Source organism: Enterococcus sp. AZ191 (genome assembly GCF_051713845.1).
Classification (GTDB): domain Bacteria; phylum Bacillota; class Bacilli; order Lactobacillales; family Enterococcaceae; genus Enterococcus_B; species Enterococcus_B durans.
The window spans coordinates 13,623-38,641 of the sequence record NZ_JBIOQS010000003.1 but is presented as its reverse complement, the minus strand read 5'-3'; the positions used below and the strand labels follow the sequence as shown (position 1 = coordinate 38,641).

The window sequence follows — 25,019 nt, the reverse complement described above, 5'->3', positions numbered from 1 at the left end:
GTTCATTTCTTCTTATTTCTCGGAGTTAAACACTTCTGTGCCAGCCTCTCTCAAATAAACGACGTCCAAAAGTCAGTCCTCATAAAAAAGTTTGGTAAAATAAGAGTAAATAATCAGGTGCCGACGAATCGGTTCTGATCATTTGCTCTTTTGCTTGATTCAAATAGATTTGATTTGAGAAATCAGTTATTTGTTAATTTATTCAAGACATCCTTAGGGATTTTTGATTCTTCAATCGCAGATGGTCCCTTTGTTATTCGTTTTTTACTTACTTCAGCCGTGATGTAAGAGTTTGGTTTTAAAGGCTGTGGTTTTTCAGAGGAAACGGCGTAGGATATGTCAATTTTTTGACCACTCTCAGTGACAAAGGTCAATTGATAGTCATAAGACTTTAAGTTATCCACTTTTTTTCCTTGATTATCCAGTGTATCTTTTAGTGGTGGAACTGTTTCCGGTATTTTTGCGTAGGCTGTTTCACTTTTATAGGTTTCTTCATAATATTTATACCCTTTATATCCACCGAAGGCTAATAGCAAAAGGACGATTACAGTAATTATTTTTTTCATTGATTCACACTCTTTTCGTTTTTTCTTATTATCTATTAAATGTCAAATAAAGGAAAGCGAAACAGGTAACAATTTTGTTAGTTGAACAAACAAATTTTTTTGTTTGGTAAAAGCGATTTCTTGTATTAGTTGACAGGCAAAAATAAAGTTGATATAGTTGTGGTGAAAATAAATAAAACCTAGATGAATGAGGTATTTTGATGAGTGTAGCAGGTATCTAACGTAGTCAGTTGAATAGCCAATAAAGCATGAAGCTTATTTGGCGTGCGTATAGATGATACCTGTCAAAACCAATAGTTTGTATTCAACAAGGACGGGACATGTCTTATTTAAGTGGCTGTCCTGTTCTTTTATTTTATTGCTAGGTCTTATTTATTTGGGACAGGTATCTCTTCAATAAAGGAGAGAATATGAAAGATACACTCAATAAATTACAATTTGAAGAAATTAAAAGTGAAGTCAAAAAACGAGCTATCGGGAATCACAGTAAAGAACGAATTGATGAAATGACTATCCAAACAAATCTGCAAACTGTTCGAACCCGACAAACAGAAACGAAAGAAGCAAGGCTCATCTTAGAAAGTAATCAGCATGTTCCATTCATGGGATTGACGAGGATCGATGCATTAACAGCGCAAGTGAAAAAAGGCTTGGTTTTGACTCCCTCAGAATTGATCGAGTATGCTGACTTTTTAAGAAGTAGTCGGTTGATTACGAAATTCTTTGAAAAAAATTGTTATCAGACACCGCTATTGTATGCATATAGCAAAAATATGCCTGATCTAGTTGAAATCGAAGAGCTTATCTATCAAAAAATCAAAAATCAAAAGGTAAGTGATGATGCTTCGCGACAGTTGCGAAAAGTTCGAAAACAGTTGCAAGTGACAGAAAAAGAAATCCAAGATCGCTTGTTGAAATTTTTGCGGCATCCCGCTAATAAAGAAATGATCCAAGAAACGATGATTGTCCAAAAAGGAGACCATTACACGATCCCAATCAAGGCAAGTTACAAAAACAAGATACCTGGAAGTATCATCGAGCAATCCAACAAAGGAACAACTGTATTTATTGAACCGACAGCTGTCGAAAAAGCAAGTGGGCACTACCAACTACTGAAAGCAGAAGAAATTGCAGAAGAGTACCAAGTGTTGGCAGCTTTGACTGGCGCATTGGCTGAGAAAGAATATGCAATTGATTTGATCATTGAGACTGTCACACGTTTAGATATTCTTTTTGCTCGGGCAAAGTATAGTCGGGAAATCAAAGGTGTCACGCCTCTCGTCAATAAATCGGAATATATCAACATTAAACAGGGAAGACACCCTTTGTTGACAGGAAAGGCTGTCCCATTGGATTTTGAATTGGGGAAAGATTACCGTGGGTTAGTGATCACTGGCGCGAATGCCGGTGGAAAAACAGTTGTTTTGAAAACTGTGGGACTACTTACCCTCATGGCAATGTTCGGGTTGCAAGTACCAGCAGATGAAGGTACAGAGTTAGCAGTCTTTGATGGTGTTTTTGTCGATATCGGCGATCAACAGAATATTGAAAATGCCTTGAGTACGTTCTCTGGTCATATGCACAATATCTCAGCAATTTTAGGTAAAATCAAAAGGAATACGCTGGTTTTACTAGATGAGATCGGTAGTGGGACAGAGCCAAATGAAGGGGCAGCTTTGGCGGTGGCTATCATGGAAGCAATGTATGAAAAAGGCGCTTTGGTTGTTGCAACTACGCATTATGGGGAAATCAAAAAGTTTGCCAAAGACCATGAAGACTTTATTCCTGCGGCTATGGCATTTGACCGAGAAAAATTGAAACCGAAGTCTCTTCTGCGAGTTGGTGAAACTGGCGAAAGCCAAGCGCTGTGGATCGCCCAAAAAATGGAGATGTCTCCAGAGCTTATTCAACAAGCACAACATCATATCCACAATAAGGCCTATCAAACAAAGAAAAAAGCATTCCAAACGCTCGTCCAGAAGGAAAACGTGAAAGAAAAATTGGAACGATTTTCAAAAGGGGATCGAGTATTCTCGACCATCCATCAAAAAGAAGGTCTGATTTTTGAAGATCAAGGAGAAGACAAATTGATCTTTTACTTGGACAGTGAAAAAATCGAAGTCCCACGTTCTCGTGTGACTCTAAAAAGGCGCGCAGAAGAATTGTACCCAGAAAATTATGATCTGGACAGTCTATTTATAGATTTCAAAACGAGAAAATGGCAGAGGGATATCGAACGTGGTTCAAAAAAAGCCCACAAACAATTAGCTAAAGAAGCGCGTGAACGTCAGAAAAATCAGCGACAAACGTAAAATACGGATATCCAGCGGCAAGGTAAAAATTGGCACATCTATTTTGTTAGGTTAGAATAGACTAAAGTCTATTTAAGGGGCTGTAAAAGATGAAGCAACTATCCAATTGGCGTAAAGAAATACGAACGATCCCCAACCTATTATCTCTTTTTCGTGTTGTGTTATTACCTTTTTATTTTTATCTTGTCGCGCAACATTCTTTTTATTTAGCTGGCGTGATCATCGCTATTTCAGGTCTTACTGATTTTTTAGACGGTTTTATTGCTCGCCGTTTCAATCAAATCACGGAATTAGGAAAAATCCTTGACCCTGTGGCTGATAAATTGACTCAATTATTTTTGATTTTATCCATGGCCTGGCAACGTCCACTGATTTTTCTCGTATTAGGTCTATTTATTGTTAAAGAAGGCTTTATGTTGGTAGCTGGAATCGTCGGCCTCAGACATCATGTCAAATTAGATGGTGCAAAATGGTATGGAAAACTAGCGACCGCTGTTATATATGCAGGAATAGCAATTTTGTTGCTCTTTCCTCAACTAACTGGCAGATGGGTAAACTGGATATTTGGTGTGATCATCTATTGTTTGTTACAATCATTTGTATTGTATATAGGTACTTACCGAAAATTGTTAAAATCAGTCGTTGATTAAAAAAACAGCTTGGACTAAGAAGATTCCCCTTCTTAGTCCAAGCTGTTTTTTTAGTTATGGCTTGATATAAGCAAAACCTTTTTCTTGTAATTCAATCAAATCTAAAACTCCCGCTGGTACGACAATCACTTGTTCAGGTAAGTTTTTTTCGCTGATTCCATTCGCACAAGCATGGAATGTTACGTCTGTTAATGCGAGGAAATCCGCATTTTGGTCATCAAGATAGCCTGTTATTCCGTGACCATTAACAGTAACGATGATCTCTGTTTTCGGGGCTGCTTTTAGTAGATTTTTAACGTTCTGCTTCGTTTCGAGCCATTTTGTTATTTCATCGATGTGAAAGACAACTTTCATTGTTTTGCTCCTTACTTTTTGATGATCATATTGATTGCTTGTTCCATTTTTTTTGCTTGCTCCTCTGGACTATTTTCGGGATGTTCCAAGCAATCCTTAAGATTTTCGGCAACGATCATTCCCATGACACGATCAATGCTAGAACGAACAGCGCTCAATTGCGTAATAACGTCCATACATTCTTTATTCTCGTCGATCATTTTTTGGATCCCGCGTATTTGTCCTTCCGTGCGCTTCAAACGATTCATAATGTTTTTGTTATCGATCTCCATCTTGAATCCTCCTCATTGTTCTATTTGGATAATACCCTACATAGGTATGATTTGTAAATAAATAAGCTGATTTTTAAATTTAAGCATTGAATGGTTGACAAATATAAGGATATTGTGTTGAATATACCCTATGAGGTATTTTAAAAATTAAACGAGGTGCATAAAAATGATGTTGTTCCAAACGATAAAATCTATTACAATTGCTGAACTAAAAGGAAAACTAACGAGCTCTATTCAACTGATCGATGTGAGAACACCAAATGAATACCGAGGTGGGCATATTCGACAAGCCAAAAATGTACCATTGCAAAAAATCACTAGTTTTAAAGGAGATCAGGAAAAACCTGTTTATGTGATCTGTCAGTCAGGCATGCGAAGCAAGCAGGCAACGAAAGAATTGAAAAAAATGGGCTATCAGGCGATCAATGTACGTGGCGGTATGAATCAATGGTTGGATAAAACAATAGGAGGTAAGTAAATGAAAGTAGTGATTATTGGTGGCGTAGCAGGGGGAATGTCTGCGGCAACTAGATTATGTCGCTTAAAAGAAGATGCAGAGATTATCGTTTTTGAGAAAGGACCATTTGTTTCATTTGCCAATTGTGGACTGCCCTATTATGTTTCGGGGGAAATTGACGAACGTGAAAAACTTTTAGTCCAAACTCCTGAAACGTTAGCTGCTCGTTTTCAACTTGATGTCCGTCCCAATCATGAAGTCACAGCTATTTTAACGGATGAGAAAAAAGTCGAAGTACAGCATGATGGAATACGGACAATGGAATCATATGACGTACTTTTGCTTTCTCCAGGAGCAAAACCGTTTGTCCCACCTATTGCTGGTCTGTCGGAAGCGAAAAATGTCTTCACCGTTAGAAATGTACCAGACATTGATAAGATAATGCACGTCCTTGATACCCAACCAAAACAAGCAGTAGTTGTCGGTGCAGGATTTATTGGGCTTGAGATGGCAGAAAATTTGACCAAACGAGGACTTGAAGTAACAGTTGTGGAGAGTGCGCCACATATTTTGCCGACCTTAGATGAAGAAATGGCTGCATTCGTTCATGTAGAATTAGAAGAAAAAGGTGTAACAGTCAAAACGAATCAAGCGGTCATCGCTTTTGAAGAGGAAGGCCAGTTATTGCGTTTAGCAGATGGTACGGCTATTCCTTCCGAACTGACGATTTTATCTGTAGGAGTAGCTCCTGACAGTACATTGGCAAAACAAGCCGGTCTAGAAACTGGAATCAAAGGCGGTATTCTCGTTGATGAATATTATCAAACGAGTGATCCTGCTATTTATGCAGTAGGCGATGCAATCATCGTCAAACAACAAATCACAGGTGAAGACGCATTAATTTCGTTGGCCTCCCCAGCCAATCGTCAAGGACGTCAAGTAGCAGATAATATCGCTGGCACTGCACGAAAGAACCAAGGAAGTATCGGTACGGCAATCTTACGCGTATTTGATCTGACTGCAGCTTCTACAGGATTAAATGAACGAGCAGCTAAACAAGCAGGTCTGTCTTATTCAGTTATCCATGTCTCAGGAAAGGATCATGCAAGTTATTATCCAGACGCATCTGATCTTCTTTTGAAATTGATCTTTGATCCAAAAACTGGTGAAATCTACGGAGCACAAGGAATCGGTGAAAAAGGCGTGGATAAAAGAGTAGATGTTCTGGCTACTACAATCAAAGGAAATTTAACCATTTTTGATTTACCGGAATTAGAATTGACTTATGCGCCACCCTTCGGTTCAGCAAAAGATCCGGTGAACATGTTAGGTTATGTAGCTATGAATGTTGCAGAAGGATTAAGTGAGCCAATCCAATGGTATGAATTACCAGAAGTTTTGGCCAATGGAAAAGTATTATTGGATGTGCGAAATGAAGGTGAATTAGCCAATGGCGCATTTCCGAATGCTACAAATATTCCTTTGCATGAGTTGCGTTGTCGCTTGAGTGAATTAGACAAGAATCAAGAATACATCGTAAGTTGCCATAGTGGTCTAAGAAGCTATCTAGCTGAACGTATCTTAAAACAAGCCGGTTTCAAAGTTCAAAATTTAGACGGCGCATTTGCTCTATACCAGGCAGTACGACCCAATGAGTTGATATATCCGCATGAATAATTCTAGGCACCCTAAAAAGAAGAAAACGTTATAAAAAACTACTATTATAATATTTATTCTTTTAATTTATTAAGTTTTTATTAACGAGAAATCAAAGTAAGATACATCTTTTGTACTGCAAGTTACTATGATAGTGTAAACGTTTTTTATTCATGAGCAAAGTTTGAGAAACTGATCGAAAGATGTAGATGATAAAAGGAGGCGGAAATGGAAAAAAAAGTGAAAAGAGAAGATGTCGCAAACCTGTTAATAAAGGACAAGTACTTCTCAAAGGGGAATAATTGGTTAAAATTAAAGCAAACAATCATTGCAATCATTGGTTGGGGGGCAGTGGTTTTTCCGTTTATATGGGTGGGGCTGTCGATCAATACGTCCATAAAAGGAGAAGGGCTTCGAATACATTATTTTTCGGAAGAAAGGCAAACGTTTTATTTCCTACTCCTCTTATTATCGATTGTCTTTGTCGTATTTATAGTTGTCTTTCTTTTGATGACACGTTGGAATAATCGAAGATACAAGAAAATGCTGCGAAGCGAAAAAATGTATGACGAACAAAAATTGGAAAAACGTCAGGGAGTTTTAGAAAAAGAATATACACAGCGATTTGGCCCAAAGGAAGAAAGAGAAGCTGTTTGTTATTATGTAGTTTCTGAGGAACAGAATCTTGAGAAAGATTTGATCAAAAACCTCTATGAAAAAGAGGGGGTAGGTTTATGATGACTCCTATTATCCACTCTGGTAGTGAATTATTTAACCAATCCGCAACGATCATTTATTATCTGCTCGTCTCCTACCCTATATTAGGGAGTTTTGCTTGGTTTATTGGGGTGCTGTGCTATACGTTCTTATTTAAATACAAACATATCGATTGGGCAGAGATCCCTGCTGAAATCGAACTATTAATCACGATCATGGTTCCAGCTCATAATGAAGAAGTAGTGATCGAAGATACGATCAATTATCTGATGACGAACATCAACTATGGAAATTATGAGGTGTTGGTTACTGACGATGGTTCAACAGACCAGACTCCAGCGATTCTTGCACGTTTACAAAAAAAATATCCGAAATTACGTGTCATTCGGATCGATAAGAATAAAGGAAAAGCACATGCTTTTGATATTGGGATGGCATTTGCTAAAGGACGTCTGATTTTGAGCAACGATGCGGATACTGTTCCGGAGCCAGATGCGCTGTCTCGATACGTTAATTATTTTATACAGCCTGGGGGAAGAAATATCTCTGCTGTCACTGCTAATATGGACGTAAAAAATCGGACTTCTCTATTAGGTAAATCACAAACAGTAGAATTTTCCAGTATTGTCGGTATCATCAAACGAACGCAATCCGCTGTTTTTGGCGGTCTCTATGCTTATAGTGGAGCCAATACGATGTACCGTAAAGATGCATTGATTGATGTGGGAGGTTTTCGGCAAGACCGTGCTACTGAAGACATCAGCATTGCTTGGGATCATCAATTGAATGGATGGATCTCCATTTTTGCACCAATGATCATCTTCTTTATGGAAGTCCCGACAACGTTGACGATGCTCTATCGGCAACGAAAGCGTTGGGCAAAGGGAGGGACAGAAGTCTGGTTGACGAACTTTAAAAAAGTGCTGTTTCATCCATTTGATAATTTGGGCAGAACGATGATGTTTGTTGACCAAACATTGAGTATTTTGTGGTCGCTTTTCTTCTGCTTTTCTTTCATCGTCTTTCTTGTTATGATGGGTACCTATATTTATCAAGGAGACGTAGAACGAATCTATCGAACGCTGACAATCAGTTTCGTTTTTGTTTGTTTTGAAATGATTTCTGGTACGTTCCAATTGGTAGCTTCTCTTTTAGTAGATGATCAGGGGAAAAAACTAAAATATTTATTGTTTGCTCCTTTATACATGCTTCTTTTTTGGATGGTCAATGCGATTACGATCGTTACGACGTTTATCCCAGCTGTTAAAACTATTTTAGGTTATGGCAGTGGGACATGGAAAAGTCCAGAGCGAAAAAGCGAGTAAGATCGAAAGCCATTGTCATCTTAGCTGCAGGCGAAGTATATTTTCGTCTACAGCTTTTTTAGTGAGACTGGGACAAAACTTGTCTCGGTCTCTTCTAGTCTCTCTAAAAACCAATAAAGGGTGAGACAAACGTAGCATCTTCGAAAAATAAGCCGGAATGTACCAAAAATTTGAGAAGCAATTTTCGAAAAATGCCTTCTTATTTCTTGATGCGAAACATGTTTGTCTCAACCCCATTAAAAAATTTTTGTTTATATCTTATAATAATAGATGTGCGAGATTTGTTTTTTGTAAGGAAAAAAGCATGCCAATCAGGATAAATAAGCAAAAGGAGAGCAGAAAGATGTTTCAGATTAAGATCGATAAAAATGCATTAGGGATATTTTCTGAAGATAAACAGTCCTTCTATCAAAAAAAGATTTTTAATAAAGTGGAAGACAATCTAGACCATCAGTTCTATCGGATCAAGCCAATCAGAAATGCGAAAAGACTTCCAGTATATGAGTTAAAAATCACTCTAGAAAAGACAAGTTACCGTCTTGCTTTTACCATAGAAAAAAGTGAGGTATGGATTTATTACATCAGCAAGACGATCCAAAAACAGTTATTTGATAAAGAAGCTCTGAAATGGTTAAGTAAAAGGAGTACGTAAGTGCAGAAGTATAAAAAAGGGAATGCGTCGGTTCGTCTATAAAATAAGCAACAGTCTCAAAAATAAAACAAAACGAGGTGAAAGCCTCTTTAAAAGATCGATATACGAGGGACTGATTTGCTTATTTTTTTATGTTTATGTATTCGTAATAGTTCTATTTGTAAGCTGAAACAGTGGATAAATTAAAGATTCAAATAATAGTTTGACCTGTTTTTCACTAACTATAGTTTTTATACATAGAATGTTTTTATTGGAGCGCAGCTAATTGTTTTTTTATGTACCAGTGTTGGAATAACTCTTTGTATTGGATGATCGTCAAAGCCAATCGAAAAATTTTTTCCATTTGTGAGAATGGATACTTCCAAAACTCTGGGGTATATAATCAGTAAATCAATTATATCTTATAGAATTAGCCACTTTAAAAAACAGCTATGGATGATTTTGAATATGAGCAACTATTTTAAAAATGTTATTCTTATTTACTCAGATCCGGACGGAGTTTTCACAATCTTTATCCACGGTGTTCAAAGAGGTGTCCTTCGGCAACAACGCAAAAATATCAAGAAATGGAGAGCCGTTTTGAAAGTTTTATCCTTATCGCTCAGGTCAAACCGCGCTTTTCACAACCTTTATGCATATGTTTTGAGCTTTGCTTTTTTCCGTGTTAGGGTTGGATTGTACCGAATAAGAAGGAGGAAACTGACACATGGCAAAAGTAGATTTACCAAAAGTCGAAACTCATCTTTATATCAACGGCAAATGGCTGGAAGGATCGGAAGGTACTTTTGAGGTTAAGAATCCTGCAACTGGGGAGAGATTAGCTACTGTTCAAAAGGGCGGAGCAAAAGAAACGAAAGAAGCGATTCAATCGGCTAATCAAGCGTTTGAAGGTTGGTCACAGACTTCTCCTGCAGAACGAGCAAAATTAATGAATAAGATGGCAGATCTAATAGAACATGACAGTGAACGATTGGCAAAAATCATGACGATGGAACAAGGAAAACCGTTAAGTCAAGCAGCAGCGGAAATCCAAACGAATGTGGAAAATCTTCGGTGGAATGCCGCAGAAGGACAGCGTATTTTAGGGGACATCGTTCCTTCACCAGCTACTAATCAGTGGCAAGTCCGAAAACAGCCAGTCGGAGTAGTAGGAGCAATTACTCCTTGGAATTTTCCTTCTAATATGATCATTCGGAAAATATCGCCAGCAATCGCAGCGGGCTGTACGGTGATTTTAAAACCCGCAAAAGCGACACCTCTTTCAGCACTGGCACTAATGGAATTATTTGATCAAGCCGGATTCCCTGAAGGAGTCGTCAATATCGTAATGGGGGATTCTTCAACGATTGGTAAGATCTTATCAGAATCTGATGATATTCAAAAAATCACTTTTACTGGTTCAACTGAAGTGGGTCAAATCTTAAATGAGCAAGCGGCTCCAACATTGAAAAAAGTTTCAATGGAACTTGGTGGGCATGCACCATTTATTATTTTTCCGGATGCGGATCTAGAATTAGCGACAGAGATGTTGATCAAAACTAAATTTATCAACAATGGACAAGTATGTACGTCACCTAATCGAATCTTTATCCATAAAGAGATTAAACAAAAAACGACCGACCTTATCATGGAAAAGATGAAAGGTGTATCTGTAGGTAACGGGTTAGACGACCCAACAACAGGTCCGCTGATCAATGAAGAAGGAATCGAGAAAATCGAAGAACAACTGAAGGATGCAGTTGATAAAGGAGCACAGATTCTTTGTGGTGGAAAGCGTTTGACAGAAGGCGAGTATGCGAACGGCTTTTTCTTTGAACCAACTGTTTTAGACGGTGTAACAAAAGAAATGGCGATCTTTTATGAAGAAACGTTTGGACCGGTCATTCCACTGATTACATTTGAAGAGGAAGATCAAGTAATCAAGGATGCCAATGATACGATTTTTGGCCTGGCTTCTTACTTTTTTTCGAGCAATATCCACACAGTCGATCATGTCAGCAGTCAACTTCAGTATGGCATGGTGGGAGTAAATGATACAGCAATATCTAACTCTGCTACGCCTTTTGGAGGTGTCAAACACTCAGGATTCGGTCGTGAGAATGGAACCTATGGAGTTGAAGAGTATATTGAAGTAAAATTTGTGACGATTCGGACGGCTAAATAAAGTTATAGTAAATAGAAAAAATAAGAAGATTAGAAGAGGCTGGGACAAAACGTGTCTCAGCCTCTTCTCGTCTCTCTAAAAAACGGAGAAACGGGGAGACAAACGTCGCATCTTCGAAAAATAAGCCGGAATGTACCAAAAATTTGAGAAGCAATTTTTGAAAATGCCTTCTTATTTCTTGATGCGAAACACTTTTGTCTCACCCTCTTTTTTCAAATAACTGGTGTACGCATTAGTTGTACTAAAAAAACAAAACCCCAAAAAATCAAGAAGTGTTTTTTTTGGGGGGGGGTTCTTGTAATCGGATACTTATTTCTGAGTCTTGCTGTCCATCAATTCTTTTTGATATTCATGATAAATATGATAAAGATTCAATTCGTATTCTTTTTTTGCGTTTGTTACTACGGTGTCTAAAATCAGCCCGGTAACTAGTGAAAGTAAAGCCAGTATCATCAATCCAGTACTCAAAATAGCCGAAGGTACCCGTGTGATGAAGTGGGTCAACATATATTCACGAAGAACAGGTATCCCAGTGAATAGACCAAATAAAAAGAAGAAAAGTGTCCAGATCCCAAAGAACATCAGCGGTTTGTAATCTTTACACATTTTGATGATCATCATGATCACTTTAAAGCCATCGGAAAAAGTATTTAACTTTGATTCACTTCCTTCTGGACGATCGCGATAATCAATAGGGATTTCTACTAACTTGAATTTTTTATCTAATGCATGGATCGTTAGTTCCGTTTCGATTTGGAAACCAGAACTCATGATAGGAAAGCTTTTGACAAAAATCCGATTAAATCCACGATAGCCAGTCATGACATCGCGTATTTTCGTTTTATACAGTTGCGTGATCGTATTTTTAACTAGATTATTACCGAAATCATGGAAAGGACGCTTGTTTTCATCAAAATACGTACCGTTTGACAGTCGGTCACCAATGACCATATCCGCTCTGCCTGAACGAAGTTGATCGAGTAACTCATGGGCCGCTTCTGCTGGATAGGTATCATCACCATCGACCATTAGATAATAATCTGCTTCAATATCAAAAAACATTTGCCGAATCACATTTCCTTTTCCTTGGCGAGGCTCTTTTTTAACGATTGCACCACACTCTAGAGCTAGATCATACGTGTTGTCTGTCGAATTATTGTCATATACATAAATGTCTGCTTGTGGTAATTCTCGTTTAAAGTCTGCAATGACAGTCGAAATCGTTGCTTCTTCATTGTAACAAGGAATTAGAACAGCAATTTTTTCTTGTTGTTCCATTTTTCACTCTCCTTAAATCATCGAAAACACATTTTCCTTTTAAGAATACCGTATCATTTTCGTAAATACTAGTATTCCTAGAGAAAATTAACTTCTTTTTTAGCGCACTTCATAAAGAAATCCCTACGAAAAAACGAAGATGTTTTTTCAGAGAAGGGATAAGGAATCAATTCTATACAGTTAAGCAAATTCACTTTTTTTTCGTGTAATATCTAAAACAGTACCTGTGTAGGCATCTGCTAAGAATTCATAGTAGACAACTTCACCATCTTCGATTCGTGATATACCACCTCGATATGCCTTCGAATGGATCGCAAATTTTCGAGTAGGTTCTTTTTCAAAGGAAATCCAGGAACCTTCAATAGAGCCTTCTTTTAAAAATGATTCTTTGATTTGATGCAAGACTTCATCCGCAGATAAGGTCTTTTTTCGATGATACCAAATAGTTGAAGCAACACCGCTTAACAATCCAAGTCCGATTCCCACAGCAAGACCGCTTTTAAAATAGCTTAGTTCGCTTTCTTCATACATACGTCTTACCTCCTTTTATATCCAATAGCTTCTTTGTGTTTATTCTACCATACTATGGGTTTTTCTTTGAAATAAATAACCACTACTTGTGAAAATAAGTTATAATAAATCCAAGTGATTGGCTAAAATCGCTAAGGTTTGCGTCAATCAACAATAAGTTTGAGAGGAGCATAGTCTGAATTTTAGACGAACTTTATATGGACGAAAAAACATTTCAACGTATCAAAGAACTAACAGAACTTCAAGGAACAAGTGGTTTTGAGCAAGATATCCGGGAGTATATGGGTGCACACATGGAGCCTTTAGTGGATGAATTACAACAAGACGGGCTAGGTGGGATCTTTGGTTTACGTCACCATGATGATGCGGATGCTCCGCGCGTAATGGTTGCGGCACATATGGATGAAGTTGGCTTCATGTTGACCCAGATCCAAGAAAATGGCTTATTTAAAGTCGTACCTTTAGGCGGATGGAATCCTTACGTCGTTTCTGCCCAACGTTTTACGTTAAAAACGTCAACAGGAGAAAATTATCCATGTATTTCTTCCTCTGTACCACCACATTTATTACGCGGTACAAGTGGCCAAAAAGCAGTTGAAGTCACAGATATTTTATTCGATGCGGGCTTTGAGTCACGTGAAGAAGCAATGAGCTTTGGCGTATTACCTGGTGATACGATCGTTCCTTATGCAGAAACAGTCAAAACAGCCAATGGAAAAAATATCATCAGTAAATCTTGGGATAATCGTTACGGCTGTACAATGGTCTTAGAAGCTTTGGAAGCATTGCAAAATGAAACACTAGGGCATACTTTGATCGCTGGAGCAAATGTACAGGAAGAAGTGGGCTTACGTGGCTCTAAAGTTTCTGTCAACAAATTCAAACCAGATCTTTTCTTTGCAGTTGATTGTTCAGCAGCGGACGATACAAGAACAAAGAATGGCACTTTTGGTCATTTAGGGGAAGGGACATTGATGCGTATCCAAGATCCAGGTTTGATTATGTTACCTCGTCTACGTGAGTATTTATTGGATGTTGCTGAAACGAATCATATTCCTTATCAATACTTTGTTTCAAAAGGCGGAACTGACGCAGGTGCGGCACATACTCAAAATGAGGGAATCCCAAGTACAGTGATCGGTGTTGTAGGACGTTACATCCATACACATCAAACGATGTTCAGCATCCGTGATTTTGAGGCAGCCAGAGAAATGCTGATCCAAACATTAAAAGGCTTAGACAAATCAACTGTTGATACAATCGTATATGGAAAATAAAATATAAGAAAAATGGAAAGTAACGTATTGCTGAAATATTTATTTTTAACGATACTCTAGGGAACCTTAGAGGCTGAGACAGAAGTGTTTAACTCCGAGAAATAAGAAGAAATTAATGAAAATTGCTTTTCAAATTTTTGTGAATTTTGGCTTATTTAAGAAGGAGTTGCTTCTGCTCCCACCGTTTATTCATTTTTAAAGTATGAGACAAAAATGTTTCTTACTTTTGTCCCACGCTCAAACATACCGAGTCTATTCCATATCTCTTAGAAAATAAGCCTTAACAATCCGAACATAGCTTTTTATGTTTTTAGGATCGTTAAGGCTATTTTTGTAGGAGCTGAACACATTTTTCGCAATTTAGGCTTTGGGTTGGTCAGTTTTGGATAAAGGTGTATAATCTAGATGTAAGAAAAAGAAAAGAGGTAAACAGATGATTATTCCTGAGGGTTTAGAAGAATTAGCTAGTTATGTGGAAAAAGGAAATAATATCTTTTTCTTTACTGCAGATTGGTGTGGTGATTGTCGCTTTATCAAACCGCAGATTCCAGAGATCGAAAATGATTTTTCTGGATGGAATTTTATTGAAGTTGATCGTGACAAATACATAGATGTGGCCTCTGAATGGAGCATTTTTGGAATTCCAAGTTTTGTCGTCATCCAAGACGGAAAAGAATTAGGCCGTCTGGTAAACAAAGACAGAAAAACAAAACAAGAAGTCGAGGATTTCTTAAATCGTGTGATTGAGGGTTAACATCTGCTAGGAGGGATCAAGATGGAACAAGAATATCAAAATATTTTAGTCGGTATCGATGGTAGTGAACAAGCACTTTTAGCGTTTAAAAAAGCGGTCGAAGTTGCTCGAAGAAATCGAGGTACTGTATACGTAGTGAATGTGATCGATCAACAATTTTATAATTTTATGGGATATGCCCCAATCGATCAAACAGTAGTGGATCAACAAACAGAAGCAGCAAAACAAATGATTGAAGACTGCAAAGATTACGGGAAAACCGTTGATTATCAAGATATCGAAGGAATCATTGCCTACGGTTCGGTCAGAGAAACAATGGCAATCAATTTACCTAAAAAATATAAAATCGATTTGATCATGGTAGGACAATCAGGTCTAAATGCAGTTGAACGCTTTATGACTGGAAGTGTGGCAAGCTATGTCATTCGTCGAGCACCTTGTGACGTCTTGATCGTTTCAGATGAAGCAGCAGCAACAAAAGAATAAGAACATGCAAAAAGCGTGTTAGCGCATTGTTTATCTGAATTTTTAAGAGGCTGGGACAGAAGTGGCTAGATTCAAGAAATAAGGAGAAAATTCCAAAAATTGTTTCTGCAATGTTTGTGGAATTTTGGCTGATTTCTTGAAAAGGCTACTTCTGGAACGCCGTTTATCCGCAAAAGAGTGTGTGACAAGGATTTCGTCATACCCCTTTATTTTTTTTGGAATCAGAAAATACTATAACATATGGCAAACAGGTCTTATTTTTTGGATGAAAAAAATCTCATGCATCGATCAACAATTTTTGTTAAGATAAGTGACAGCAAATGATACTGGAGGAAAAAACATGATTTTTGCTTACAATAAAGCACATGTCGGTGATACTTTGATGGTGATCATAGCCGATGATAAAGGAACGGAAAATAGCGTTATCCGTAAAGGAAATGTCGCACAGGTAAAGGATGAATCAGGACAAATCGTTGCCTGGAATTTTTTCCATCTTTCCGACCACCTCGTTATTGAAGGAAACGGACAAGTTGAAGTAACGAAAGAACAATTAGCCGAATTGAACCGATTAGTAAAAGAAGCAGGCTTCACGGAAACACTCGTTGAAGATAATGAGCCTAAAATCGTTGTCGGCTATGTTAAAACTTGTGTCCCACATCCTGACTCAGATCATTTATCAATCACGGAAACACAAGTAAGCGATAGTGAAACATTGCAAATCGTTTGTGGAGCACCAAATATCGAAGCTGGACAAAAAGTTGTTGTAGCGAAACCAGGTGCGATGATGCCTGATGGAATGATGATTTGGCCAGGTACTTTACGTGGGGTAGAAAGTTTTGGCATGATCTGTTCTGCGAAAGAATTGCAGTTGCCAAATGCCCCAGAAAAGAAGGGCATATTGGTATTGCCAGCAGATGCAGTGATAGGGGAAGATTTCTTAAAGACCTGCAGTGTTTAACATAAAAAATAATTTTTGATATGAAAAAACCTCCCAAGAAAATGATGATTTCTTTGGGAGGTTTTTTCGTTTTGGGGAAGACGATAGTTTCTATAGTTAATGGAATCAGTTTCCTGAATTCGATGATTGGTTTTGTTTTAATGCAGATTGATCGATCGTCAATTCAACTGTAGCAGTTTTTTCATCTTTTTCTTGGTAATAAGTGATTTTTACTGTGTCACCAACTTTTTTCTTATAAAGAGCTGATTGCAACTCAACACCAGATGAAACTTCTGTGTCGTCGATTTTAGTAATTACATCATATTGTTTCAAACCAGCTTTTTCAGCAGGTGTTGCTGGTTGGACACTTGCCACGATCACACCATTTGTGACTGAAGAAGGAATCTTCAAGACTTGTTCTTTTTGTTGCGTTGAAACATAAGATAAATCGTACATCGTAATTCCTAATGCAGGACGTGTCACTTTACCATCTTTTTCAAGTTGGTTGATGATATTGACTACATCATTACTTGGAATTGCAAAGCCCATACCTTCAACGCTTACGCCAGATGAAGATTCAGAAGTAGTAGCGATTTTACTTGAGTTGATCCCAATCACTTGTCCTTCAATGTTGATCAGTGGACCACCTGAGTTACCAGGATTGATTGCAGCATCTGTTTGGATCGCATTGATATTTACAGTTTCGTTGGATTCATTTGTACTTGTCACTTGTCGGTTCAAAGAAGAAACGATACCTGATGTCACTGAATTGGCATATTCGGAACCTAAAGGAGAACCAATTGCAATCGCAGGTTCACCAACTTTTAAAGCACTAGAGTCGCCAAATGAAGCAACTTTATCGACTTTATCTGATTGGATCTTCAATACAGCTAAATCAGAATAAGCATCAGTTCCAACTAATTCTGCTTTGACTTTTGTCCCATCTTTGAGCAAAACTTCTAATCCTTGTTGCCCATCAACTACGTGGTTATTTGTTACGATATATGAAGTGTTGCCCTCTTTTTTGTAGATCACGCCACTCCCTTCACTCGAAGCCTCTAGATCACTATCTTCAGTACTTTGTTGCTGTTGCCCAAATAGTTTGCCAAAATCGTTCGATTGATTTTGACTTTGCAAGTTGATAACGGAAACTACCGCATCTTGTACTTTATCTACAGCACTAGTAATATCTGAATCTACATTCACTTTGACATTTTCTACGACAGTTTCACCTGCGGAATTCTGGTTACCCCCAGTACTCGTATTGGAGTGACCGTTTCCTAATGCAGCATAAAAAATACCCGCTGTTAACAATCCTCCAATTACACCACCGACTAAACCTAGTCCAAGTTTGCGCCAAAGACCATTGTTTTTCTTTTTCATTTTTGATGTCACATCTTTTCTATCCATGTGGCCTGCCTCCAATTATTATTTTCTTTTATTTAAGTATAGACCTATTTGTTAAATTTAGTCTACTTTGAGACTATGAACTTTTTATGAAAAAGCTTAGGAAAAATCATTGATTTCAGATGAAAAAAATAAAAAAATACTTTTCCACAAGATATGTGTAAAAAACACGGGATAAACTGCGGAAAAACAAGAGTATTTTTTATCCACAATATGTGTATAAGGTGGATAAATCTGTGAGAAACATATGTTTGCTTAAGAAATACTTATAAAATAAGCAACGAACACCTCTTTTTCTGTGGATAAACCTGTGGATGTTGTGTATAACTATGTGGGAATCTTTATAAAAATAAATCTGTCATTCCATGTCCTATCCGGAACGAAATTCTATTATAATGTAAGAAGAAATCAAATAGAGGAGTACGAGAATGTGAATATCAAAATAATTTCAGTCGGGAAATTGAAAGAAAAGTACCTGATCCAAGGAATTCAGGAATATGTTAAAAGATTACAGGCCTATGCCAAAATTGAATTAATCGAAGTACCCGATGAAAAAGCACCAGAAAATCTAAGCGATGCCCAGATGCGCCAAGTGAAGGAAAAAGAAGGAGCACGGATCTTAAGTAAAATAAAAGAACAAGAGTACGTCTATGCCTTAGCTATTGAAGGAAAAAATCCCACTAGTGAAGCATTTGCCAAGCAAATCAATCAATTAGGCATCCAAGGAAAAAGTCACCTTGTTTTTGTCATCGGTGGTTCATTAGGCCTAAGCGAGGCAGTAATGAAAAGAAGCAACACCCAAATCTCCTTTGGAAAAATGACTTATCCACACCAACTGATGCGACTAATACTCGTCGAACAAATCTATCGTGCCTTTCGGATCAATGTGGGGGCTCCGTACCACAAATAATGATATTTTTTCGAATAAATTCATTATAATTAATATGATTTTTCTTGGTATTGCGATGATACCGTAATATAATCAAAGTGTAGATTTATTAATTCAGGATGTGAAATTTGTGGATAAAAAAAATGTCTATTTGAGAAAGGGGAAGCGAATAACCAAACAACAGAAGAAGATACAGGAGGCGTTTAATAATACTCGAGAAGTAGAAATTATTCCTGCTAAGGTTACTAATTCTGATATCAGAAAAAAAAGAGTAGCTGCATATTGTCGGGTAAGTACTTATGCTGAGGCACAATCAGGAAGTTTTGAGTTACAAATTCAAACCTATAAGGAAAAAGTCTTATTAAATCCTGAATGGGAACTTGTAGACATTTATGCTGATAGAGGTGTTTCCGGAACTACAATCAAAAAAAGAGAAGAATTTAATCGAATGCTAGAAGATTGTCGTTTAGGTAAAATCGATTTAATTATTGTAAAAAGTATTAGTCGTTTTTCAAGAAATACAGTTGATTTTATAACAGTCACTAGAGAATTACGAACATTGCCTAACCCAGTAGGAGTATTAATTGAAGATTTAAATTTGAATACATTAGATTTAGCTACAGAAACATTGTTACTTTTTACTAGTGCAGTAGCACAAGCTGAAAGTGAACAAAAAAGTGAAGCAATATTGTGGTCTATTGTTGAGAGATTTAAAAAAGGATTAGCCATTATTCCCACACATAATCTATTGGGTTATAAAAAAGATAAATTTGGAAAAGTAGTCATTGAAGAATCAGAAGCAGAGGTTGTTCGATTTATCTATAGGAATTTTATTGAAGGCGTTTGTGCTATTGATATAGCTAACTTATTAAATGAGGCAGATATTCCTACAGCAATGGGTAGGAAGTGGAAATCTTCCTCAATTTATCGTATATTGAGAAACGAGAAGTATTATGGTTTGGTAATTATGCAAAAAACATATACAGTTGACTGTTTTACGCATAAAACAAGAATTAATCGCGGTGAAAAACCAAAATATCTTCTTAAAAATGGAGTACCTGCGATTGTTTCTGAAGAAGAGTGGAATCTAGTTCAACAATTATTATCTAATCCACATAACAGTAGAAACAATAAGATTACTAAAGATATTGAGAAACCTAAAACGTTTATTTCTACCATTAAATCAGGTGTATTTAAAGGATTTATAGTAATTGATGTAAAATGGACAAAAAAAGAAATTGCTGATGTATTATCGAAAGGAGAAAATGTATATTGAATAAATTAAATTTTGATGACTATAATTTTGAAGTAATTAATGTTGAAACAACTGGAATTTATTTGTTGACTCTTAATAAAAATTCTATAACATTTGATAAGTCGATTGCAGAAGCTCTAGGGTATTCGACTCATATAAGACCTTTGCTAGATAGGGAAAATAAAATCTTTGCAATTCAAGCTTGTAAAGCTAATTCTTTAAAATCTATTCCTTTTTCAAAATCTGAAAGTCAACAAAAAGGAAGTATTAAGATGCAGTATGGAGCACTTAGAAATATTTTGAGATCATTAATGAAAGATAAATGGAAAGAAGAAATGAGATATCAATTGGAAGGTGAATTGATACCTGATAAAAAAGCTATGATTTTTGAATTAGAAAAATTCAATGAACTACCTCTCAAATCTAGAAAGGGAAATTAGGGCTTTTATTACCATTATGTTAATGAGATAAATATAATTTATAGATATATTATTACAGTTTTGAAGTTCAATCATCCAATAAAGATGATTGGACTATTTTTGATGCTATAATTTCTAGATCGGATGAAATAGAGTCAACGAAACATTAATCTGAAAGGATATTTTTGTATATATACTAAATCAACGGACTTGGTGCATCAGGATTACTAGCGTTATTATTTCCAAGCTACTTTGGTACGGTGGATGAAATGGTTGTTCGAGCGTTATTAAAAACTGAAGAATTTAAAACTGATGAAAAAATAAAACAAATGAATCCACAAAATTTGAAGATAGAAGATGCAGTATATTTAATTGATATCTATCGTAAAAAAGCAAATCATTTAAATAAAATTTTTAAAACTTACAGCTGGACACCTAGAAATATTGACGTTATTCTATGGCATTTCCGGTAGTATTAGTTATCTGAAATAAATATAATTTGAATTATATATTATATCCATGAAGTCCAATCTTCTTTATAGAAGATTGGGCTATTTTTATAGCAAAGGAGGGAAAAGAAATGTTTCAAAATAAAGGACAACGTTATGTCACAAAGGGAGTAATGGACAGTTTACCGGTGGAATTCCAAGCTTTATGTTGGAATCTAATCGATCAAAACGTTCAAAAGCAACTTCCTTTAGACTATCTTCAAATTTTTGAATTTTCTACGGAAAAAGGAAATCAAAAGTTGGTTCATCGTCAAGAAGAACCGGAAGAAAGAAAAGAGTATCTGATTTCACCTAAGCTTTGTTTGAAATCAGTGTCTCAAAAAATATGGGTCATTGATTCGGGTGAGTATCAAACGATGTTATTACCAGAAGAATACTAGTATCTAAAAGAAAGGAGCGAAATGACTTGTTAGAAACGGCTATCGAAGTACTGGAAAAGTGTGCACAGCTAGTCACTACTTCTGAAGAGTGGGGCTATGAATCCGTTACGATGGAAAAAGAGGAAATAGAAATGGGTACGCTTCCTAAAGATGTTACTCTACCACGTTTAGTAATGACACATCTTTATATTTATTGCGCACCAGAAGATGGGAAAGACTACGTGGTTTATTTCATTACAGATATTACCAGCCAGCGAGAATTTGTTCGTGGGTTACTGACAGAAGGACGTTTGGTTTGGAGTCAGATTGGAGGAACCAATGAATAAGATCGATTATTTGAGAATGATTGCGAAATGTTTAGAAGATATCCTTACAGCGATTCATCAAATTCTGAAGAAAAAAGGAGAAGGAAGATGAAGTATTTTAAATTGGTGTTGACACTTGCGACCACAATTATTATTGAATTAATCGAACAAAAATTTGCTTAGGAGAAGAGACATGATTGAAAAAGAATTAGTGACCACACAAACAGAGGTTTGGCGAGACCCTCATCATACTCATCGCTATGTTTTCAAACGACAATGGACAATCAAAGGAAAAGAAGAGGAAGAAAAATTATGGTATCGCGAAAGAAATACGTGTGAACATATTAAAAGGAAACTTTGTATGCTTGAGACTTTCTCTGATGATTATTTAGTGTTGACAAATGGCACTTTTGATAGGCGAACTGGAGAGATTATTGAGAGTCAATCCAATCACTATGCTCATTTTTTTAGCACGGTTGTGTATGATTCCGAAAAGAAGTGCGCTCGATTTCTTCAATTTCTTAATGAAGTTTTCTATTCTGATCAATCAACAATTGCGTTTGTTCAAGAATGGTTCGGCTATGTTCTTTTGTCGAGCCATCAGGCGAATGCTTTTCTGATTGGATATGGATCGGGAGCGAACGGTAAATCTTTGTTGTTTGCTCTTTTAGCAAAGCTTGTTGGCGAATGTAATACGAGTTCTTCTGGAATTTCAGCTTTTCAAAGTCGATTTGGAATGGAAGTGATGCACAATAAGTTACTCAACTTAGCTACAGAAAGTGATGTAAATAGCTTTGAAACAGCTACTTTAAAAGCTGTTACAGCGGGAGAGCCAATCACGTTAAATCGGAAAGGCATCAAAGAAATCACTTGTATACTTCCTACTAAGTTCATTTTTTTAATGAATCATTTGCCTTTGATAACGGATTCTTCTTACGGATTTTCTCGTAGATTACTGATTCTTCCATTTCCTCGAACGTTTCGTCCAGAAGAGCAAGATCCTTTTCTACTAGAAAAAATGACACTGGAACTGTCTGGAATTTTAAACTTTGCCTTAGAAGGTGCGAAGCGATTAATTAAGAACGGATATCAATTTACTATATCTGATTTGATGAATGAGGCAAAAGAACAGTTTTTAGGATGCGTACATCCTTTGTCTTATTTTAAAGCGCACTATTTATCGAAAAATCCAACAAGAAAGGTGGAGAGTAACCTCCTTTTTCAAACTTTCCAAAAAATGTTAAAGGAAAATAATTGGTCGGCTAGACAATACGGAACGCTTCGTTCATTCAACAAAGGGTTGATCGAACTTTTTGAAGCAGAAGGCTTTGTTATTTCCACTAAAAAAAGTAATGGCAAAACCTATCTCTCTGGAATTGTCTTAAATCAGTCAATACAAGAACTGTAAGACATTAATAAGGGAGAGTGAAAAAAATTGATGGAACAAGAAAATTTCAATTCTTTGGTTTTAGAATTGATGAAAGCAGAAAACGGGGATTTTTCTATTGACCTGAGCATTTTTTATGAGGATATGGGGGTGGAAAAATAATGGAAGAATTTTTATCTCAACTTGCAAAAGACATAATTTCTTATTTTCATCATGAAAAAGATCTCGAAAAGCGAGCGATCGAAGACTAAATTCAATCGAAAGAAGGACAGTCAAAGTTTTTCTTTCAGTTGGTTATAGGAAATAGACAAGGGAAAGTTATTGGCTGCGATTTCAAAGCTACTGATTACTTATTTATATGATAGCGAGCAAACCCAAACGGAAGTAAATGAAGCTTGATCTATGCTTCATTTACTTCATTCAATCAAACATGAAAGAAAGGAAAATTCTAATGACTAAAAATAAAATGACACTAAAAGCAGAGGTTCTTCTGTATATTCAAGAACATTTTTCTAATCAAGCCTTTTTTACAAAACCAATTTACTTGGCTTTCGAAATAAGAGGGGTATCTGCTGGATCTATTGGAGGTACTCTTCAAGCGTTGAAGAACGAAGGATATTTAGAAAATCACTTTGTGCAACGTTCGTTCAATGGAAGAGTCGCGAAAGAATGGTATTTAGTTCATTCATAGAGAGGTGATTCAAGCATGCGTGTGGCTTGTTATGATCGAACGTCTGTTTATGAAGAAGCGAAAATCAGTAATGACGCTCAATATGATGCAGTGAAAGAGTATGTTTTAGAGAAATATGAACAAATTCCTCAACGATTTTCAGACAAAGGAGAATCAGGGGGAAAAGCGGATCGTCCAGCTTTTCGACAGCTTAGAGCTTGGGTTTGTGCGTCAGAAGAAGAGGGGGTGATCTATGTCTGGCGTTATGATCGATTGGCACGTCAAGCCAAAATAGCCTTAAAATTTATTGAGTTGTGCCAACAACATCAGGTTCAAGTTTATTCGATTTCTGAACCTCTTCCTGCTTCTTTCTCGCACGCGTCAACGAATAAACTATTTGTGCAATTATTGTTCACTTTTGCAGAACAACAGCGAAACGTCATTATTGAAAATGTTCGTGCTGGACTTGCCTATAAAAAGTAACAACGGCAATATTTGTCTTCTGCGGTACCATATGGGTATCGTTTAGTGAATGGGAAAATCCAACAAGAAGCACACGAAGCAAAAGTTGTCCGCCATATCTTTCAGCTCTATTTGACTAAAAAATATGGCTACAAAAAGCTTTGTCAACGATTGACGCAACAAAAGCTCTTCTTCCGCGAACGTCCTTTTCAGCCCTATCACATTTATAGTATCCTAAAAAATCCATTGTACTATGGCGAAATCAAAGGAGGCTCTTTGGGGAAGTATCTAGGAACCTTTGAACCGATTCTCTCAAAAACAACTTTTTTACAAGCTCAAGAGATTCGACAATCCAGACGTACAGCTAAAAAAGATACGTATCCGTACTTATTACGTCAAAAAATTAAGTGTCCCTTCTGTGGTCGTCATCTGAGTTCGAAGTATCAATGGAATACAAAGAAGACGAAGACGCTTCATTATTATCATTGTACCGACCGAAGCTGCCAAGGAATCTTTCTTCGGGCAGAAAGGGTTGAGTCAGAAGTATTGGAAAAGATACAGGCTTTTTTTCAACACGAAGGCGTCTATCAGGCTTTGATTGCCCAATTGACGCAACAGTTAGCCGAAAAGCGAAAAGATGAAAAACACAAAGTAATCCAACAAAAGAAACAAGAAGCACAATGGCTCAAGGCATTTGAAGAGGGCAATTGTTCACTGGAAGAACTCAAGCAACAGCTGCAAGCTCTTCAAAAACCGAGGTCTACTTCTTCGTTTCTTTCACTCCAACAGTGTGAAGCAAAAGTGAAAGAATGGCTTCAACTAAAAGACCTCTCTAGTCGACAATTGTTATGTGACCATGTTTGTCGGATCGAGGTAACAAAGGAAAAAACAGTCTGTGGGATTTACTTCCGACAACTGACACAAAATATTTTAGAAGGGAACGAATGA

26 protein-coding genes and 2 pseudogenes are annotated in these 25,019 nt (G+C 36.8%); 22 read left to right on the top strand and 6 right to left on the bottom strand.

The features are described from left to right. Window positions 1-182: 182 nt before the first annotated feature. Entirely contained in the window at window positions 183-566 is a 384-nt protein-coding gene (locus IGI47_RS13745) for a DUF1093 domain-containing protein (protein WP_438784523.1), read from the bottom strand. Window positions 567-976: 410 nt separating this feature from the next. Between IGI47_RS13745 and IGI47_RS13740 the strand changes: the two genes are divergently transcribed. Together IGI47_RS13740 and IGI47_RS13735 are read left to right on the top strand one after the other, a co-directional pair. Beyond that, window positions 977-2,878: an endonuclease MutS2 gene (locus IGI47_RS13740; RefSeq protein ID WP_438784522.1), complete on the top strand. Its 1,902-nt coding sequence runs from the start codon at window positions 977-979 to the stop codon at window positions 2,876-2,878. 89 nt (window positions 2,879-2,967) lie between these two features. Further along, window positions 2,968-3,528 carry a CDP-alcohol phosphatidyltransferase family protein gene (locus IGI47_RS13735; protein ID WP_438784521.1) on the top strand — a complete coding sequence of 187 codons (561 nt, stop codon included), beginning with the start codon at window positions 2,968-2,970 and terminating at the stop codon, window positions 3,526-3,528. Window positions 3,529-3,582: 54 nt separating this feature from the next. Here the strand turns inward: IGI47_RS13735 and IGI47_RS13730 are convergent, their stop codons facing one another. Continuing rightward, window positions 3,583-3,882, bottom strand: a complete 300-nt coding sequence (locus IGI47_RS13730) for a DsrE family protein (protein ID WP_438784520.1) — start codon at window positions 3,880-3,882, stop codon at window positions 3,583-3,585. 11 nt (window positions 3,883-3,893) lie between these two features. Next, window positions 3,894-4,154, bottom strand: a complete 261-nt coding sequence (locus IGI47_RS13725) for a metal-sensitive transcriptional regulator (RefSeq protein ID WP_081133835.1) — start codon at window positions 4,152-4,154, stop codon at window positions 3,894-3,896. Between the two features lie 166 nt (window positions 4,155-4,320). On the opposite strand from IGI47_RS13725, the gene IGI47_RS13720 reads away from it, so the two are divergent. From IGI47_RS13720 to IGI47_RS13695, 6 genes are all read left to right on the top strand, one after another. Further along, window positions 4,321-4,632 carry a rhodanese-like domain-containing protein gene (locus IGI47_RS13720; RefSeq protein WP_311930402.1) on the top strand — a complete coding sequence of 104 codons (312 nt, stop codon included), beginning with the start codon at window positions 4,321-4,323 and terminating at the stop codon, window positions 4,630-4,632. After that, window positions 4,633-6,288, top strand: a complete 1,656-nt coding sequence (locus tag IGI47_RS13715) for an FAD-dependent oxidoreductase (protein WP_438784519.1) — start codon at window positions 4,633-4,635, stop codon at window positions 6,286-6,288. It begins immediately after the preceding gene. Between the two features lie 207 nt (window positions 6,289-6,495). Further along, window positions 6,496-7,005: a hypothetical protein gene (locus IGI47_RS13710; protein WP_311930400.1), complete on the top strand. Its 510-nt coding sequence runs from the start codon at window positions 6,496-6,498 to the stop codon at window positions 7,003-7,005. Continuing rightward, window positions 7,005-8,309, top strand: a complete 1,305-nt coding sequence (locus IGI47_RS13705; RefSeq protein WP_438784525.1) for a glycosyltransferase family 2 protein — start codon at window positions 7,005-7,007, stop codon at window positions 8,307-8,309. The genes IGI47_RS13710 and IGI47_RS13705 overlap by 1 nt, the downstream gene beginning before the upstream one ends. Window positions 8,310-8,652: 343 nt before the next feature. Then, entirely contained in the window at window positions 8,653-8,961 is a 309-nt protein-coding gene (locus tag IGI47_RS13700; protein ID WP_311930399.1) for a hypothetical protein, read from the top strand. A gap of 706 nt (window positions 8,962-9,667) precedes the next feature. Continuing rightward, window positions 9,668-11,125: an NAD-dependent succinate-semialdehyde dehydrogenase gene (locus IGI47_RS13695; RefSeq protein ID WP_438784518.1), complete on the top strand. Its 1,458-nt coding sequence runs from the start codon at window positions 9,668-9,670 to the stop codon at window positions 11,123-11,125. 309 nt (window positions 11,126-11,434) lie between these two features. Here IGI47_RS13695 and IGI47_RS13690 read toward each other — a convergent pair whose 3' ends face one another. Both IGI47_RS13690 and IGI47_RS13685 read right to left on the bottom strand, forming a co-directional pair. Continuing rightward, on the bottom strand, window positions 11,435-12,403 hold the full coding sequence (locus tag IGI47_RS13690) for a glycosyltransferase family 2 protein (protein ID WP_311930397.1): 969 nt from the start codon (window positions 12,401-12,403) through the stop codon (window positions 11,435-11,437). A gap of 180 nt (window positions 12,404-12,583) precedes the next feature. Next, a complete protein-coding gene (locus tag IGI47_RS13685) occupies window positions 12,584-12,934 on the bottom strand; it encodes a PepSY domain-containing protein (RefSeq protein ID WP_104662162.1) in 351 nt (116 codons plus the stop codon). 197 nt (window positions 12,935-13,131) lie between these two features. On the opposite strand from IGI47_RS13685, the gene pepA reads away from it, so the two are divergent. The 4 genes from pepA (at window position 13,132) to ytpR (ending at window position 16,409) form a co-directional block, all read left to right on the top strand. After that, on the top strand, window positions 13,132-14,211 hold the full coding sequence (gene pepA / locus IGI47_RS13680) for a glutamyl aminopeptidase (protein ID WP_311930396.1): 1,080 nt from the start codon (window positions 13,132-13,134) through the stop codon (window positions 14,209-14,211). 433 nt (window positions 14,212-14,644) lie between these two features. Then, window positions 14,645-14,965, top strand: coding sequence for a thioredoxin family protein (locus IGI47_RS13675; RefSeq protein ID WP_438784517.1), 321 nt, complete (start codon window positions 14,645-14,647; stop codon window positions 14,963-14,965). Window positions 14,966-14,986: 21 nt separating this feature from the next. Continuing rightward, a complete protein-coding gene (locus tag IGI47_RS13670; RefSeq protein WP_311930394.1) occupies window positions 14,987-15,451 on the top strand; it encodes a universal stress protein in 465 nt (154 codons plus the stop codon). Window positions 15,452-15,791: 340 nt separating this feature from the next. Beyond that, window positions 15,792-16,409 carry a YtpR family tRNA-binding protein gene (gene ytpR, locus IGI47_RS13665; protein WP_311930393.1) on the top strand — a complete coding sequence of 206 codons (618 nt, stop codon included), beginning with the start codon at window positions 15,792-15,794 and terminating at the stop codon, window positions 16,407-16,409. 105 nt (window positions 16,410-16,514) lie between these two features. Here the strand turns inward: ytpR and IGI47_RS13660 are convergent, their stop codons facing one another. After that, the gene (locus IGI47_RS13660; RefSeq protein WP_311930392.1) at window positions 16,515-17,798 is read right to left on the bottom strand and encodes a S1C family serine protease; all 1,284 of its coding nucleotides are present in this window, start codon (window positions 17,796-17,798) and stop codon (window positions 16,515-16,517) included. Window positions 17,799-18,225: 427 nt separating this feature from the next. Here IGI47_RS13660 and rlmH point away from each other — a divergent pair, with 427 nt between their 5' ends. The 10 genes and pseudogenes from rlmH to IGI47_RS13610 all read left to right on the top strand — a co-directional run bounded on the left by rlmH (window position 18,226) and on the right by IGI47_RS13610 (window position 25,019). Next, window positions 18,226-18,705, top strand: a complete 480-nt coding sequence (rlmH, locus tag IGI47_RS13655; protein ID WP_311930390.1) for a 23S rRNA (pseudouridine(1915)-N(3))-methyltransferase RlmH — start codon at window positions 18,226-18,228, stop codon at window positions 18,703-18,705. Between the two features lie 109 nt (window positions 18,706-18,814). Continuing rightward, window positions 18,815-19,960 carry a recombinase family protein gene (locus IGI47_RS13650; RefSeq protein WP_071854797.1) on the top strand — a complete coding sequence of 382 codons (1,146 nt, stop codon included), beginning with the start codon at window positions 18,815-18,817 and terminating at the stop codon, window positions 19,958-19,960. After that, complete coding sequence (locus IGI47_RS13645; protein WP_438784516.1) at window positions 19,957-20,379, top strand: hypothetical protein; 423 nt, start codon at window positions 19,957-19,959, stop codon at window positions 20,377-20,379. Before IGI47_RS13650 ends, IGI47_RS13645 begins: the two co-directional genes overlap by 4 nt. Window positions 20,380-20,627: 248 nt before the next feature. Then, window positions 20,628-20,831, top strand: coding sequence for a hypothetical protein (locus tag IGI47_RS13640; protein ID WP_071854798.1), 204 nt, complete (start codon window positions 20,628-20,630; stop codon window positions 20,829-20,831). 107 nt (window positions 20,832-20,938) lie between these two features. Then, complete coding sequence (locus IGI47_RS13635) at window positions 20,939-21,247, top strand: DUF960 domain-containing protein (protein WP_071854799.1); 309 nt, start codon at window positions 20,939-20,941, stop codon at window positions 21,245-21,247. A 26-nt stretch (window positions 21,248-21,273) separates the two neighbouring features. Then, window positions 21,274-21,573, top strand: a complete 300-nt coding sequence (locus tag IGI47_RS13630; protein ID WP_071854800.1) for a 4'-phosphopantetheinyl transferase — start codon at window positions 21,274-21,276, stop codon at window positions 21,571-21,573. 172 nt (window positions 21,574-21,745) lie between these two features. Next, window positions 21,746-21,865, top strand: a pseudogene (locus tag IGI47_RS13625) (DUF1643 domain-containing protein); the annotation flags it as partial. Between the two features lie 48 nt (window positions 21,866-21,913). Further along, a complete protein-coding gene (locus tag IGI47_RS13620) occupies window positions 21,914-22,960 on the top strand; it encodes a DNA primase family protein (protein WP_438784524.1) in 1,047 nt (348 codons plus the stop codon). Between the two features lie 430 nt (window positions 22,961-23,390). After that, entirely contained in the window at window positions 23,391-23,630 is a 240-nt protein-coding gene (locus IGI47_RS13615; protein ID WP_016853136.1) for a hypothetical protein, read from the top strand. 15 nt (window positions 23,631-23,645) lie between these two features. Next, a pseudogene (locus tag IGI47_RS13610) lies at window positions 23,646-25,019 on the top strand (recombinase family protein).